Origin of the sequence: Mesorhizobium sp. ES1-6, assembly GCF_020164775.1 — a bacterium.
GTDB lineage: Bacteria > Pseudomonadota > Alphaproteobacteria > Rhizobiales > Rhizobiaceae > Mesorhizobium.
Map to the genome: position 1 here is coordinate 45,922 of NZ_JAIUGU010000009.1, position 15,586 is coordinate 61,507.

Here is a 15,586-nt window from a genome sequence, read left to right on the forward strand (position 1 = left end):
TTTTGTCGTGCGCGCCTTCTAACCGAAAGCGAAGCCGCGCACCATAGTCTCGACATTGTTGCGCGGCAAGCATTGCCATGGTGCCAGCAAGCGTAATTCGAACGGCCTCGATAACCCTTTGTTTACGAGCCCTTCACGACCTAAGTTTAGGCTTCGAGGCTGCTTCGCCTGCTGGTAAAATGCTGGATTAAGGAAAGACACGCAGACCATGCCGACCGGTCGGCCCCATTTGTTCGCGCTTCTTGGCGCCATCGCCGCGCTGATGCCCGGCGTGGCGATCAGCGGCAGCGTCGATGTGCGGGTCACCTCGGCCATCCCGATGCCTGGTGTACAGGACAAGGTGCAACAACAGGCCCCCTCGCCCGGTGTCGCGCTCCTGAAAAGCGGACTGGATGCACTGGCGGCCGGCGATATTGCCAGCGCGCGCGGTGTGCGTGACGCTTTACCCGCACAATTGCTCGACCAGCACATATTGGCCTGGGCGATCGCCCTTTACGGCGGAGACAAGGTTCCGAGCGGGGATATCGCGGCGGCCGCGAAGATGCTGCCCAACTGGCCAGGCACCGTTGCGTTGCGCAAGAACAGCGAGCGCGCGCTCTATCGCGAGAACCCGGCGGCGGACATCGTCGTCAAGGCCTTCGACGGCAGCCAGCCGCAGACATTCGAAGGCGTGATGGTGCTTTCCCGCGCCTATGTAGCGCAAGGCGACGCCAAGGCGGCGCGGTCCGTGCTGGTGCCGTTCTGGCGGACCGCGCTCCTGGAAGCCAAGGACGAGACGGCTCTGATCAAGGAATTCGGCAGTCTTGTTCCTGCGGCCGATCACCGTTTTCGCATGGAGCGCATGTTCTATGCCGACCGGGTGAATTCCGCCTTGCGTGTCGCCGGCCTCGCAGGCGCCCAGTCGCTTGCCGACGCCTGGGCCGCGGCCGACAGAGGCGACAAGAATGCGGCCAAACTGCTGAAGGCGGTGCCGGTGGCGCAGCGTTCTGCCGGCTATTTCTTTGCGCAGGCCGAATATCTGCGCAAGCAGGAGGATTTCGCGGGCGCCGCGGCGGTTGTCATGAAGGCGCCGTCGGACCGAGACTCCCTGGTCGATCCGGATGCCTGGTGGGTCGAACGCCGGGTTCTGTCGCGCGAGCTGGTCGACCAGGGCGACATGAAAACCGCATACGGAATAGTCGCCATGCATGCCGCCGAAAGCGCGGCCAATGCGGCGGAAGCCGAGTTCCATGCCGGCTGGTATGCGCTGCGCGGCCTGAACGATCCCAAGCTCGCGGCGACGCATTTCGCGCGCATCGCCGACCTTGCGCAGGGGCCGATGACGCTGTCGCGTGCCTATTACTGGCTCGGCCGCGCGGCGGAAGTCGGCGGCCCCGGCAATGCCAAGGATTATTTTGGACGCGCGGCGACCTATGGCACGACGTTTTACGGCCAGTTGGCGGCCGAACGCGTCGGCCGGCAGGCGCTCAACATCGTCTATCCCCAGCCGAGTGCCGCCGACCGGCAGAACTTCGCGGCCCGCGAAGCCGTCAGCGCCATCAAGCGCCTGCAGGAGGCAGGCTACGACCGCTATGCCGAAACGCTCTATCGCGACCTTGCCGGGCAGTTGACCAGCCCGGGCGAATTGGCCCTGCTCGCAATCCTCGCGGAAAAGCAGGACAACCATTTCATGGCGCTGAAAATCGGCAAGATCGCCGGGGCGCGCGGCATCGATGTGGGCGCGCTGTCGCATCCGCTTGGCGTCATCCCCGATTCGGCCAATATTTCCGGTTCGGGCAAGGCGCTGGCCTATGCGATCGCCCGTCAGGAAAGCGAATTCAACATCGGCGCCGTATCCAGCGCCGGCGCGCGCGGGCTGCTGCAGCTGATGCCTGGGACCGCGAAGCAATTGGCCAAGAAGGCCGGATTGCAGTTTTCGCAGGCCAGGTTGACCACCGACGCCGGCTACAACGCAACGCTTGGTTCGGCGTTCCTCGGCGAACAGCTCGATCGCTTCAACGGCTCCTATGTGCTGACGTTCGCGGGCTACAATGCCGGCCCTACCCGCGCCAGCCAGTGGGTGGCGAAATATGGTGACCCGCGCGGCAAGGACATCGATGCGGTGGTGGACTGGATCGAGCGGATTCCCTACACGGAAACAAGAAGTTACGTTCAGCGCGTGATGGAGAATTACGAGGTCTACAAGATGCGTATTTCCGGCAGGTACGACATCGTCGGCGATCTCGTGAAGGGACGCGGCTGAGGCTCCTGCTTTCCCTCGCGGACCCAAGGAGAAGCCTTTCCCGTTTGACCCTCCGGCGCCGCGTCTATAGCAGTCGTGGACGATCCCGCGGCCAAGGCGTCCGTTCCATGACGAGCAATCCAGATTTCTCCGACTTCTTCTACGCCGCGCCAGATGGGCTGAGGCTTCACGCGCGTGTCTATGGCGAAGGCAATTCCGCGCACTGGCCGGTCGTCTGCCTGCCTGGCTTGACGCGCAACGCGCGGGATTTTCACGAACTGGCGCTCTATCTCTCGACGCGATCCGCCCTTCCCCGCAAGGTCATTGCTTTCGACTATCGCGGGCGCGGACAGTCAGCCTACGATCCCGATGTCAGCCACTATAATGTCGGCGTCGAGGCCGGCGACATCCTTGCCGGGCTGGCGGCCCTCGGCATCGAGCAGGCGGCCTTCACCGGCACCTCGCGCGGCGGGCTGATCATCCATGTGCTTGGCGCGATGCAACCGGCGGCACTGAAAGCCATCGTGCTCAACGATATCGGGCCGGTGATCGAACCCGCCGGCCTCGCCCACATCCAGGCCTATCTCGAACGCGTGCCGAAGCCGAAAACCCTCACCGAGGCGGTGGACGCCCAGCGTAAGGTTCATGGTCAGGATTTTTCAGCGCTCACCGATGCGGATTGGGAGCGAATGGTGCGCGCGCTCTATCGGGAAACGAATCAGGGGCTGTTGCCCGATTTCGATCCGAAGCTGGTCGATACGGTTGCCAATCTCGACCTGTCACAGCCATTGCCAACTCTTTGGCAGCAGTTCGACGCGTTGGCGGCAATTCCGCTGCTCGTCATACGCGGCGCCAATTCGAGGCTATTGTCGCCCGAAACGCTGGCGGAGATACGAAGGCGTCATCCCGGCGCCGACACAATCACCGTTCCAGGTCAGGGGCACGCACCTTTCCTGGAGACCGGCAGCCTGCCCAACGACATCGCGCGCTTTCTGGATCAAGCAGAGGAACAGCGGCAAATAACCCCAAGACCAAGCGGAGCCTTGGGGCAGTCACCATAGTATAGTCCAATCTCGACAGCCTATTTGGCTTTTGAATTCTTCCGAGGCGCTTTCGGCGAAATCTTCCGCGCATCGCCCTGTTTCCGCTCAGCCTTGCCGGGTGAAGGCGTTGTCACCGGAGAGGAAAATACAGAGGTTTCGGTGTCGCTTGCCGATTGCTCACACCGAGGCTTCTCCAGCACGACAACGCAACCATCGAGATCATTGGTGGCCAGATGCGCGTAGCGCATGGTCATCGACAAGGTCTGGTGACCGAGCCACATCTGCACCCGGCGGATGTCGATGCCGCCCTGGACAAGGCGCGAAGCGCAGGTGTGGCGCAGGATGTGCGGCACGACCTGGTCGTCGGCGCCAAGCCCGACTTCCGCCTTCGCATCGTTCCAGATCGCGCGATACTGCGCCTGGCTGAGCTTGGTGAACGGGCCCTTGGGTCGACGCCCTTCGGATGGAGGCAGCTTGATGACCTCCTTGACCCGCTCGGTCATCGGAATGGTGCGGCTGCGGCCGGACTTGGTGATCCAGAAGGAGACACGGTGTTCCTGGATGTCGTTCCAGATCAGCCCGAGCGCTTCGCCAAGACGGCATCCGGTGTCGACCAGGAAGACGGAAAGTCGGTAAGCATCCTCGCTGCGGCTCTTGATGGCGGCAAACAGCCTGGCCTCTTCGTCCCTCTCGAGGAAACGAATCCGTCCCGCCCGCTCCTTCTGGCGGCGAAACTCGGGCAGGCTGTGAACATCTCCCATCTTGTAAGCCTTGCGCAGCAGTTTGCTGAGGGCAGCCATCTTTCGATTGATGGTTGCGTTGCTGTTGCCGCGCTGGCGCAAGGTGCCGATAAGGTTGTCCAGGGTACTCTGGTCAAAGGCGCTGAAACGCTCCCCAAGGAGGATCTCGTCTATCTCGCCGATGAAGGAGCTCACATTATATTTATGCCGCCCATCATCCCACAGTATGTCTCGATAAGCTGAAAAAAGCTCTCCGACCCGGTATGACTTTACTTCTCTTATCTTGTTGTACGTGTAGTTGATCTTCGAATTCTGAGAAGAAAACGTCGAAAACTGATCAGAGGAGTATCCCTCTTGAATCGCTTCGTTGGTCATTATCCGTCACTCCCCCGAGTGGATGGGATCAGCCCTATCCGCTTGGGAGCGTCCTTTCAAGAGATTAAATCACACAGTCGTGATCTCACCCGCCCACCGCGGATCCCACGAAACCAACCCTGCGGATCTGTTCAGCTACCGATTCCCCCTCTTCCTTCGTTTGCGTTGACCCAGCCACGAAACAAAAACAGCCCGGGCGTTTGTGCGCCCGGGCTGGATTTCACCTGTAAGGAACCAGCCCTTAGAAGGAGCGCTGGAAGCGGAGGATACCGCCGATGTTGCTCTTCTTGGTCGCACCAACCCACACGTTGTCATGGTCGATAGCGTCCTGGCCAACGCGCTGGTAGTCGACTTCGGCCGTAACCGTGAAGCCGGGAACCACGTCGTAGGCAATGTTTGCCGCGATACCAATGTCCTGCCAGTCATCATACGAAGCCTGGAGATTGAACGAGGTCTTCTCGTTGAACTTGTAGGTGCCACCGCCCCACACTGCCCACTTGCCGCCCCACTGCTTGTAGAAGCCGCGACCGTCATTCCAGTCTTCGAGGTTGTCGTTGCTGCCGTAGCCGCCCATGATCCAGAGCGACAGCTCGTTGGAGACGTTGACATCCAAACGGACCTTGCCGGCAACTTCTTCGTAATTGCTGTCATAGGAAACGACGCCGGTGAGCGCGCCCCAACCCTGAGTCCACTTCACGCCGCCGACGACATGCGGGACATAGCTGTCAATCGTGTCGGAGCCCGAACCTTCTTCAAGCGAGACCACGGCCGAGAAGCCATTGCCCGCGTCGAAGTAGTACTGAACGACGTTGGTGTCGAAATTGCCGTAGGGGACGATCGTGTCGTTGATGACGTTACCGGCGTAGCCGATGAACGTATCGAAGGCCGATTCATCCTTACCAACGCGCAGACCACCGAGCTGGATCCAGGCGAAATTCAGCGAAACGCCGCTGTTGCGAGCCTGCCAGCTGGTAGAAGTCTTGGAACCACCACCATCCGGATCGCCGAATTCATAATCACCGTAGCTATTGCCGAAGTTGAAGCGGGTTTCCGTGTAGGTCTTCAAGGTGCCGAGTTCGGTTTCCTGGCCAGTCCAGGTCTTCAGCGTGAAGCGGGCCTGCTTCCAGTAGGTGTCATGGTTGCCATCGTCCATGTGGTCGGCAACGTTGTTGACGCCATCGAACGAGCCGGCATCGCCCACGCCGATGTCGTAACGGATATAGCCGCCGATGCGCAGGCAGGTTTCGGTGCCGGGGATGTAGAAGTAGCCAGCGCCGTAGACGTCGCAAATCTTGACGTATTCAGCGGGCTCCGGCTCGGCGACGACGACGGCGTCGGCGGCGCGCGCACCGGAAACTGCGATCAGGGCCGCAGCGGAGCCGAGAAGAAGGCTCTTGATGTTCATTTTCTGACCTCCAGTCAAAAGTTAAAAAACGGGTCTGGGTATTCTTTGCTGAAGGACAGCGTTCCCTGCCCCATCCCCACTACCGAAAAAGATGCGCACCGCGCCGCTTCCTCGAGACCGACATTACCCATGAGCCGGCGGCGTTCAACAACGATCGTACCAGCGAAAGGGCTGTTCGGCTGCTATCCCCCAGCGTTGTTGCACAAATGACACGATTTGGCCTCACTCAGAAAGCTCTCGTTAACCATCAGGCCCGCCGCAATCGGCTATTTCCCGCCGAATCCGACATTCGGCCGACGGAATCATGGCGAGGCCGCGAGTCACCGGCCAGGGATTTGCCGCATAACCGCCGCATCGCGGAAATCCGCGGCGCCGGCGCGGCGTTATTTTCCATATTAATGACGCGGGCTTGTTGATTGTGCCGGCGCTTTTCTTTATCCAGCGCCTCAACGGAGAGGTGGCCGAGTGGTCGAAGGCGCTCCCCTGCTAAGGGAGTAGAGGTCAAAAGCTTCTCGTGGGTTCGAATCCCATCCTCTCCGCCACCCTACGCCCTGCGGGCTTCGGGTGGCAGGCCACCAGGAACCGCATTTGGGCGTAGGAGTGTCGCGCGAAGCTACGAAGTAGCGTAGGGGGACCATGTGGTACGTCTATTTCCTGGAGCTCCGTAACGGCGATATCTATGTCGGATCGACAAACGACCTTCGACGCCGCACCGAATCGCACCGATTGGGCAATGTTCCATCGACAAAGGCCTACCTGCCCGTAGCCTTGAAGAGCTACATCGCGGTCGAAACCGAGGCCAACGCTCGCCAACTCGAGAGATATTTCAAGACCGGATCGGGCAAGGCTTTCGCAACCAAGCGTTTCTTGCAGACCGCGCCTCGCTGATTGTCACCATATTATCTAACTGAAATAAAAAGGAAAACGGCTCTCCTGGCAGCTTTTCGTCGGCCTTCGCTCGCGATTCTGACTGGAGGTCAGAAAATGAACATCAAGAGCCTTCTCCTCGGCTCCGCTGCGGCCCTGATCGCAGTTTCCGGTGCGCGCGCCGCCGACGCCGTCGTCGTCGCCGAGCCGGAGCCCGCTGAATACGTCAAGATCTGCGACGTCTACGGCGCTGGCTACTTCTACATCCCCGGCACCGAAACCTGCCTGCGCATCGGCGGTTATGTCCGCGAGGACATCGGCGTGGGCGATGCCGGCTCGTTCGATGGCGTCAATCACGTTCCGGACCACATGAACGCTGGCGACACCGACTCGACCTATTGGAAGAACACCCGCTTCACGCTGAAGACCTGGACCGGCCAGGAAACCGAACTCGGCACGTTGAAGACCTACACCGAATACCGCATCAACTTCGGCAACAATTACGGCGACTATGATGACGGCCGCACCATCTCCCAGAATGGACCAAATGGCTGGCGGGCAGGGAACAAGAGCAGTGCCTTGGAATTCGCCTGGATCCAGCTCGGTGGCCTGCGCGTAGGCGCTGACGAATCGGCCTTCGATACGTTCATCGGCTATGCCGGCAACGTCATCAACGACACGATCGTCCCTTACGGCGCTTTCCAGACCAACGTCGTCCAGTACTATTTCGATGCCGGCAACGGCTTCTCGGCCGTGGTCTCGCTCGAAGAGGGCTCCGGCTTCGATTCGATCGATAGCTACGTTCCGCATGTCGTCGGCGGCGTGAAGTGGACGCAGGGCTGGGGTGCGATCACCGGCGTTGTCGCCTATGACAGCAACTACGAAGAAGTTGCCGGCAAGGTTCGCCTGGACGTCAACGTCTCCAACGAATTGTCGCTGTTTGCCATGGTCGGATATGGTTCCGACAACAACCTCAACGATTCGAGCAACAACATCGACGCGCTCGGTCGCGGCTTCTACAAGCAGTGGGGCGGCAACTGGGCAGTGTGGGGCGGTGGCACCTACAAGTTCAACGAGAAGACCTCGTTCAACCTCCAGGCTTCGTATGACGACTGGAAGGACATCGGTGTAGCGGCGAACGTCGCCTACACCGTCGTTCCCGGCCTTACGGTTACGGCCGAAGTCGACTGGCAGCGCGTCGGTCAGGGCGCCATCGACAATGACTCCGTCTGGGTTCTGGCGACCAAGAAGGACAATGTCGGCGGTCTCCTCCGCTTCCAGCGCGACTTCTAATCAATTCGCCTTGGCGAAATCGAAAACCCGGCGGGCAACCGCCGGGTTTTTTCGTGGTAGCGGCAAAATGCAGCTTCGCCACGGGCCTGTGTGCAGCGGTTTTCCCAGCAGGTGAGTAGCGCTTTCCCTTAGGGATTGCGTTGGAACAAATAGATAGAACGTTTCCGCGAAACGCCGAACCGCTGGCGCTGAATCAGCCGCCGGCCAGATCACCCAAGGCATCGATCAGCGGCTGGATTGAACCTCCATAAGCCTTCCAGCGATTGACCGAGGAGGTGTAGATCGGTTGTCGAACCTGCCAGCGGCTGAACGTGTTCACCGAACCTGGCTTGTCGAAGAACCGCAGACAGGCATCGTCCCAGGGCAGACCCAGATGGTCGATCAAGTGGCGCGATTGCGCTTCCTGGTCGGAGACCATGTCCTCATAACGGTTCTCAAGGATTTGCCCTGGAAAAACCCCATCCCAGTGACGCATAAGCCGGTCGTATTCGCGATAATACAGTCCGAGTGTCCGGAGATCAGCGGTATAGTTATTGTCCTCATTGAAACTCAGGAAATAGCACGAGAGGCAGTTGTCGATAGCATCGCGACGGCAATGAATGATGCGTGCCTTGGGAAACAGAAGCCTTATAAGGCCGATAAGTTCAAAGTTATGCGGCAATTTGTCGACGATACACCGGGCGTTGGGGGATCGTTGCCGGATATGGGCAAGATAGTCTTCAGCCAAAGCCTTCGACTGATCCACCGTCATGGTCAGGATGGAGCTTCGCAATTCTTCCGGCGAGCGCGTTTTGGGCGCGAGACTGTTCGTGATGCGCCTGAGTTTTGTCAACTCGCCAGCGCCATAAGCATCCGGGTGGCTCGCACAGATTTGCTCGGTCAAAGTGGTGCCCGAACGTGGCATGCCAAGCACGAAGACAGGCACTTCCGAAGAGCTCCCATGTCCTGCCTTGGCGGCCAGCATCCCGGGGCTGAACAGTTCGATCAGGAAATCGACGCTGTTGCGATAAGCCTCCAGGTCAAAGCCGCGGGTCGAGCGCTTTGCCTGCTGAAAATGGCCCATCGCCTCGTCATAGCGCCTGATATCGTTGAGCACCTTCCCGGCCGCATAGTGGAGCTGTTGTATGCTTTTGTTATCAAGCGCCGGATTTTTCAGTTCGGCCAGAATGGATTTTAGCTCCGCCGGCTCTTCCTTGAATTTTCGTATGCTGACCAGGCCGTTGTAGGCAGCGGCGACATCCTGGCGACGGGCGATCGCCTCTTTCATGTAGTTTGCCGCCTCATCCATCCGGCCCAAGCTTACAAGCGCGTTGGCCAACCCTATTCGGATAGCGGAACGGCCGCCGTCGATCTTGAGCGCTTTCTCAAAGAGTGGGACCGCCACGTCGGCTTTACCGAATCCGGTGTAGGCGCGGCCCAGCGCGCAAAGCGCCTCGACCCAGTCGGCCTTCAGTTCGCAAGCACGCTCGAAATGCCTGATTGCATCCACATGCTCGCCGACTTTCAAATAGGTTTCACCCAGGGTCAGGTGGTAATGGGGATTTTGAGGTGCCTCCTTTACCGCTCGCTCAAAACAGCGAATGGCCATCTCGTCATCCAGCCCGAGCGCGAAGCTTCCCAGGAGATACAAGGCAAGAGGATGTCGCGGGGCATGAGCCAATACACGCTGACACAGCGCCTCCGCCTCCGGCAACCGATTTGCCCGATGAAGTTCTACCGCTCGCCTGAGCAGTGCGTCATCGGCCTGCGCGCGTGATAGCGGGCCTGCTTTGGGTTCGGCGATTTTCGGCTGCGGATTTTTCGGTCCGGACGGAGTTTTCAGATGCTTGGACCAGGCAGGCGGCAGACGATTGTTCATCGTGTCTGGCTATCAAAAAGAGACGGCCGAATCCAGCATGACAAATTGCTGCCTGCGAGCAACTTGCACCGAATAGGCCGGCACGTTAGCAAGAAGGCCCCTTCCAAGCGAGCTTCCGCCATGCGCCAACGCCCCCTTTTGACTCCAATCATCGCAGCACTTCCGTCGACCGTGCCGTTCGTTGGCCCCGAAGCGCAGGAGCGTGAGCGCGGGCGCGCTTTTCGCGCCCGCATCGGCGCCAATGAGAGCAGCTTTGGTCCTTCGCCGCGCGTCATAGCCTGCATGGAGCGCGTCGCGCGCGACCAGTGGATGTATTGCGATCCCGACAATTACGATCTCAAGGTTGCGGCCGCCGCGCACCACGACGTGGCGGTCGATAACGTCGTTGTCGGTGAAGGCATTGACGGCCTGCTCAGCCTGGTGGCGCGCATGTATGTGGCGCCTGGCGATGCGGTGGTCACCTCGCTTGGCGCCTATCCGACCTTCAACTTCCATGTTGCCGGCGTCGGCGGAAGGCTGGTGACCGTCCCTTACGAGAACGATCGCGAAAGCCTGGACGGCCTGCTGGCTGCGGTCGTCAGGGATAAGGCGCCGCTGGTCTATCTGTCCAACCCGGACAATCCCATGGGGAGTTGGTGGGAGGCGGATGAAATCATCCGCTTCATCGAGGCCTTGCCGGAAACCACGATGCTGGTGCTCGACGAGGCCTATGGCGAGTTGGGGCCGGCCTCGGCCCTGCCGCCGATCGATGTTTCCAGGCCCAACGTCATCCGTATGCGCACCTTCTCCAAGGCCTACGGGCTTGCCGGCATACGCTGCGGCTATGCGTTGGCCGAGACGCAAGTCATCAGCGACTTCGAGAAGATCCGCAACCACTACGGTGTCAGCCGCATGGCACAGATCGCCGGCGTCGAGGCGCTCGCCGACCAGGCCTATCTCGAGACGGTGGTGGCGCGGGTGGCAACCGGACGGCGGCGCATCGCTGCTGTCGCCGAGCAGAACGGGCTGAAGCCGCTCGCCTCGGCGACCAATTTCGTCACCATCGACTGCGGCCATGACGGTGCTTTCGCTCTGAAAGTGTTGCAGGGACTGTTGTCGCGCGACGTCTTCATCCGCAAGCCGATGGCGCCAGGGCTCGACCGCTGCATCCGCGTCAGCGTCGGTCTCGACCACGAACTGGATATCTTCGCCGAGGAATTGCCTGGTGCACTGGCAGCGGCGCGCGGAAACTAAGGCATTTCCAGACATCGGAAGCCACCGCCGTATCGAGCAGAGAGCTGAGGCGCGCGAGCATGTCCGACAACTCGACGGCATCCTGGTCGCCCAAGGCCGCGGTCAAGCGAGCAAGATCGCGATCCGCCGCGGCCTGAAGGCTGGTCAATGCCGCCAGGCCGCGTTGCGTGAGTGAGAGAATGCGCCGACGCATGACGTCAGGGCCGGAGCGCGTTTCCGTCAGACCGGCGGCAGAGAATTTGCGAAGGATTCTGATGACATAGCCAGTATCCAGCTGGAGCGCGCGAGCGATTTCGGATGCCGCTGGTGCGAGATCGAGTTGGAGCGCCCGTGCCAGAAAGCCTGTCTTGCCGCCAGCGACGGGGGCGATCTGGCCGGGTCGCCGACCCAATTCGAACAGCACACGTGCCTCGGTCAGCGTGTAGGCGCTATGCAGGAAGGTTTCGTCCAGCAGTCCGATCAGGCCGGTATAGAGCCGGTTGAACGGCGGATGTCATTGATCACGGCTTTCCGATTGGCTGGCATGTCAGGCGCGTTCCCAAGGGGTTCACACCAGACTTTTGCATAAAACTTGACTATGTCAACTATTTAGTGGGCCAGGTCGTACACCACCGGAACCCAATGCGACCCATCAATTTGTTCGCGTCATCCCTTCCAGCAGTTGCCTTCGTTCGATCCTGCGCCAGACTCCATGCAAGGGAGCGAGCCATGGATGACCGGACAAGAGCAGTGCAGGCGCGCGTGTTCGGCAAGGTGCAAGGTGTCGGCTACAGGCTGTGGGCGCGAAGCGAAGCGACCGGGCTCGGGCTGGTGGGCTGGGTGCGCAACGAGAGGGATGGCTCGGTGACGGCATGGCTTGCCGGCGCCGACGCGGCGGTTGCCGCCATGATCGAGCGGCTTCGCCATGGCCCGCCAGGCGCTTCCGTCTCGCGTCTAGAGGTGGAGGAACTGGAGGCCTGGCCCACGCCTGAAGATTTCAGGATCATTGCCTAGGCGAAACTCACTCTTGAATTAATTGAACGTTCGTTTTATTGTATTTCCATCAACGAGGCGATGATGGCACGCACCGCGGGATCAGACGGCGAGCGAACCGAAGCGGCAATCCGCGAAGCCGCGGTCAGCCTGATCGCGCGGTACGGTTATGAGGCGATGTCGATGCGCCAGTTGGCCGCCGAGGTCGGCGTGCAGGCGGCCGCGCTCTACCGCTATTTCCCGACCAAGGAAGAGCTGCTGTTCACGCTGATGCGCGAGCATATGCAAGGACTTCGCGAAGCCTGGGAGCACTCCAGGCCAGCCGGCGCGGACCCATCGCGGCAGCTTGCCGCCTTTGTGCGCAACCACATCGCCTTTCATATCGAGCGACGCCACGCCACGCATGTGTCGAACATGGAATTACGCAGCCTGTCTCCCGACAGGCTGACGCAGATCCTGCGCATGCGCACGGCCTACGAAAAAGAACTGCGATCGATCCTGCGCGATGGCGCCGAGGCGGGCATTTTCAGCATCGAGGACACCGGCCTGACGGCCATGGCGCTGATCCAGATGATGACCGGCGTCATCGTCTGGTTCCGGCCAGGCGAGCGGCTGTCGATCGCTGAGGTCACTACGACATATCTTTCGATGACAATGCGCCTCGTCGGCGCGAAGATCGATGTCAATACTACAGCGCCGCGCGTCCCGGCGGACGCGCAAAGGACGCTGTAGCACTGGAATTTCGCCCATGAGCCTTCCCGAAGATCGAAGTCGATTTTCGGGGTCATGCGGCAGGAGGAACGGCATGTACACGAACACGCTCAGCTTCGGGCATGACGAGGATGTCGAGGCGTTGCGCGACATGGTGCGGCGCTTTGCCCAGGACAGGATCGCGCCGATAGCCGCTGATATCGATCGCGAGAACGAATTCCCAGCACATCTATGGGGTGAACTCGGCGCACTCGGCCTGCTCGGCATTACCGCCGATCCCGATTTCGGCGGCAGCGGCATGGGCTATCTCGCCCATGTCATCGCGGTCGAAGAGATTTCGCGGGCCTCGGCGTCGGTCGGCCTCTCCTATGGCGCCCACTCCAATCTTTGCGTGAACCAGATCAACCGCTGGGCAACGCCGGCGCAAAAGGAAAAATACCTGCCGCCGCTGTGTTCGGGCGAGCATGTCGGGGCGCTCGCCATGTCGGAGCCTGGAGCCGGCTCCGACGTGGTGTCGCTCAAGCTGCGCGCCGACAAGCGCAATGACCGCTATGTGCTCAACGGCACCAAGATGTGGATCACCAACGGTCCGGATGCCGAAACGCTGGTCGTTTATGCCAGGACCGACCCGGAACGGAAATCACGTGGCATCACCGCCTTCATCGTCGAGAAGGCGATGCCGGGGTTTTCGGTGGCGCAGAAACTCGACAAACTCGGCATGCGGGGGTCCAACACCGGGGAGTTGGTATTCGAAAATGTCGAGGTGCCGTTCGACAATGTGCTGCACGAGGAAGGACGCGGCGTCGAGGTGTTGATGTCGGGTCTCGACTATGAGCGCACCGTGCTTGCCGGCGGGCCGATCGGCCTGATGGCGGCGTGCCTCGACGTGGCGATCCCCTATGTTCACGAGCGCAAGCAGTTCGGCCAGCCGATCGGGGAATTCCAGCTGGTGCAAGGCAAGCTTGCCGACATGTACACGGCAATGAACGCGGCGCGCGCCTATGTCTACGCCGTCGCAGCCGCCTGCGACCGCGGCCAGACCAGCCGCAAGGACGCTGCCGGCTGCGTGCTGTTTGCCGCCGAGAAAGCGACGCAGATGGCGCTCGACGCCATCCAGTTGCTTGGCGGCAATGGCTATATCAACGACTATCCGACCGGCCGGCTGTTGCGCGACGCCAAGCTCTACGAGATCGGCGCCGGCACCAGCGAAATCCGCCGCTGGCTGATCGGCCGCGAGATCATGGCGGAGGGGGTGTAGCATGGCCGTCCTGCAGACCCAGATCTCCCCCTCCTCCGAAAGCTTCCGCGCCAATGCCGAACGCATGCGGGCGCTGGTTGCCGACATCGCTGAAAAGGCCACGGCGGTCGAGCGCGGCGGTTCGGACGAGGCTCGCGAGCGTCATGTCGGCCGTGGCAAGCTGTTGCCGCGCGAACGCCTGGCGCAATTGCTGGACACCGGTTCGCCCTTCCTCGAGATCGGCCAGTTCGCGGCGTGGTCCATGTATGGCGAGGAGATCTCTTCGGCCGGCCTGATCGCCGGCATCGGCCGCGTCGAGGGCACCGAGGTGATGGTCGTCGTCAACGACGCCACGGTGAAGGGCGGCACCTATTATCCGTTGACGGTGAAGAAACATCTGCGCGCGCAGGAGATCGCGCTGCAGAACAATTTGCCGTGCGTCTATCTGGTCGACAGCGGCGGCGCCAACCTGCCCAACCAGGACGAGGTGTTTCCCGACCGCGAGCATTTCGGCCGCATCTTCTACAACCAGGCCAATATGTCGGCCGCCGGCGTCCCGCAGATCGCCTGCGTCATGGGGTCCTGCACGGCTGGCGGCGCGTATGTGCCGGCGATGTCGGACGAGACGATCATGGTGCGCAACCAGGCGACCATCTTCCTCGGTGGACCGCCACTGGTGAAGGCGGCCACCGGCGAGGATGTCAGCGCCGAGGATCTGGGCGGCGCTGATGTGCACACCAGGCTTTCCGGTGTCGCCGATCATTATGCGTTGGACGACGAACACGCGCTGGCCTTTTGCCGGCGCATCATCAAGAACCTGAATCGGAACAAGGCTGTAAGCCTGAACTTACACAAATCGATTCCGCCGCTTCATCCCCCGGATGAACTCTACGGCATCGTGCCCACCGACCTGCGCCAGCCCTATGACGTGCGCGAGGTGATCGCGCGCATCGTCGACGGCTCCGAATTCGATGAGTTCAAGCAGAATTACGGCACGACGCTGATCACCGGTTTCGCCCATCTCCACGGCATGCCGGTCGGCATCATCGCCAACAATGGCGTGCTGTTTTCCGAAAGCGCGCTGAAGGGCGCGCACTTCATCGAACTGTGCTGTCAGCGCAAGATTCCGCTGGTTTTCCTGCAAAACATCACCGGCTTCATGGTCGGCCGAAAATACGAGGCGGGGGGCATCGCCAAGGACGGCGCCAAGCTGGTGATGGCGGTGGCGACCGCCAAGGTGCCGAAGGTGACCGTCATCATCGGCGGTTCGTTCGGGGCCGGCAATTACGGCATGTGCGGCCGCGCCTACTCGCCGCGCTTCCTGTGGATGTGGCCCAATGCCCGCATCTCGGTGATGGGCGGCGAACAGGCGGCAACGGTGCTGGCCATGGTCAAGCGCGAAGGCATCGAGCGCAAGGGCGGGGAATGGAGCGCCGAGGAAGAGGCGAAATTCAAGAAGCCGATCCTGATGAAATACGAGCATGAAGGCCACCCGCTCTACTCATCCGCCCGCCTTTGGGACGACGGCATCATCGATCCGGCCAGGACCCGCGAGGTGCTGGCGCTCAGCCTTTCCGCGGCGCTCAACGCCGAGATCGAGGAAACACGCTTCGGCGTGTTCAGGATGTGAG

The 15,586-nt window shown here is 61.0% G+C and carries 12 protein-coding genes and 1 tRNA gene; 10 read left to right on the forward strand and 3 right to left on the reverse strand.

Annotation, left to right across the window (positions count from 1 at the left end; all coding sequences use genetic code 11):
• Positions 1-208 precede the first annotated feature (208 nt).
• Both LB564_RS21130 and LB564_RS21135 read left to right on the forward strand, forming a co-directional pair.
• Positions 209-2,242: a lytic transglycosylase domain-containing protein gene (locus LB564_RS21130; RefSeq protein WP_224540650.1), complete on the forward strand. Its 2,034-nt coding sequence runs from the start codon at positions 209-211 to the stop codon at positions 2,240-2,242.
• A gap of 107 nt (positions 2,243-2,349) precedes the next feature.
• A complete protein-coding gene (locus LB564_RS21135) occupies positions 2,350-3,282 on the forward strand; it encodes an alpha/beta fold hydrolase (RefSeq protein ID WP_224540651.1) in 933 nt (310 codons plus the stop codon).
• A gap of 20 nt (positions 3,283-3,302) precedes the next feature.
• Here LB564_RS21135 and LB564_RS21140 read toward each other — a convergent pair whose 3' ends face one another.
• On the reverse strand, positions 3,303-4,379 hold the full coding sequence (locus LB564_RS21140) for a tyrosine-type recombinase/integrase (protein ID WP_224540654.1): 1,077 nt from the start codon (positions 4,377-4,379) through the stop codon (positions 3,303-3,305).
• A 241-nt stretch (positions 4,380-4,620) separates the two neighbouring features.
• Positions 4,621-5,784 carry a porin gene (locus tag LB564_RS21145; RefSeq protein ID WP_224540656.1) on the reverse strand — a complete coding sequence of 388 codons (1,164 nt, stop codon included), beginning with the start codon at positions 5,782-5,784 and terminating at the stop codon, positions 4,621-4,623.
• A 451-nt stretch (positions 5,785-6,235) separates the two neighbouring features.
• On the opposite strand from LB564_RS21145, the gene LB564_RS21150 reads away from it, so the two are divergent.
• The 3 genes from LB564_RS21150 (at position 6,236) to LB564_RS21160 (ending at position 7,944) form a co-directional block, all read left to right on the forward strand.
• A tRNA-Ser gene (locus LB564_RS21150) sits at positions 6,236-6,326 on the forward strand.
• Between the two features lie 94 nt (positions 6,327-6,420).
• Entirely contained in the window at positions 6,421-6,672 is a 252-nt protein-coding gene (locus LB564_RS21155) for a GIY-YIG nuclease family protein (protein WP_140618505.1), read from the forward strand.
• Between the two features lie 96 nt (positions 6,673-6,768).
• Positions 6,769-7,944, forward strand: coding sequence for a porin (locus LB564_RS21160; protein WP_224540658.1), 1,176 nt, complete (start codon positions 6,769-6,771; stop codon positions 7,942-7,944).
• 193 nt (positions 7,945-8,137) lie between these two features.
• Here the strand turns inward: LB564_RS21160 and LB564_RS21165 are convergent, their stop codons facing one another.
• The gene (locus LB564_RS21165) at positions 8,138-9,802 is read right to left on the reverse strand and encodes a tetratricopeptide repeat-containing sulfotransferase family protein (RefSeq protein WP_224540660.1); all 1,665 of its coding nucleotides are present in this window, start codon (positions 9,800-9,802) and stop codon (positions 8,138-8,140) included.
• 120 nt (positions 9,803-9,922) lie between these two features.
• Here LB564_RS21165 and LB564_RS21170 point away from each other — a divergent pair, with 120 nt between their 5' ends.
• From LB564_RS21170 to LB564_RS21190, 5 genes are all read left to right on the forward strand, one after another.
• Positions 9,923-11,035, forward strand: a complete 1,113-nt coding sequence (locus LB564_RS21170; RefSeq protein WP_224540662.1) for a pyridoxal phosphate-dependent aminotransferase — start codon at positions 9,923-9,925, stop codon at positions 11,033-11,035.
• A gap of 708 nt (positions 11,036-11,743) precedes the next feature.
• Positions 11,744-12,028, forward strand: coding sequence for an acylphosphatase (locus tag LB564_RS21175; RefSeq protein WP_224540664.1), 285 nt, complete (start codon positions 11,744-11,746; stop codon positions 12,026-12,028).
• Positions 12,029-12,091: 63 nt separating this feature from the next.
• Positions 12,092-12,739: a TetR/AcrR family transcriptional regulator gene (locus LB564_RS21180; protein ID WP_224540666.1), complete on the forward strand. Its 648-nt coding sequence runs from the start codon at positions 12,092-12,094 to the stop codon at positions 12,737-12,739.
• Positions 12,740-12,812: 73 nt separating this feature from the next.
• Entirely contained in the window at positions 12,813-13,976 is a 1,164-nt protein-coding gene (locus tag LB564_RS21185) for an isovaleryl-CoA dehydrogenase (RefSeq protein ID WP_224540668.1), read from the forward strand.
• A 1-nt stretch (position 13,977) separates the two neighbouring features.
• Positions 13,978-15,585, forward strand: a complete 1,608-nt coding sequence (locus LB564_RS21190) for a carboxyl transferase domain-containing protein (RefSeq protein ID WP_224540670.1) — start codon at positions 13,978-13,980, stop codon at positions 15,583-15,585.
• Position 15,586 lies beyond the last annotated feature (1 nt).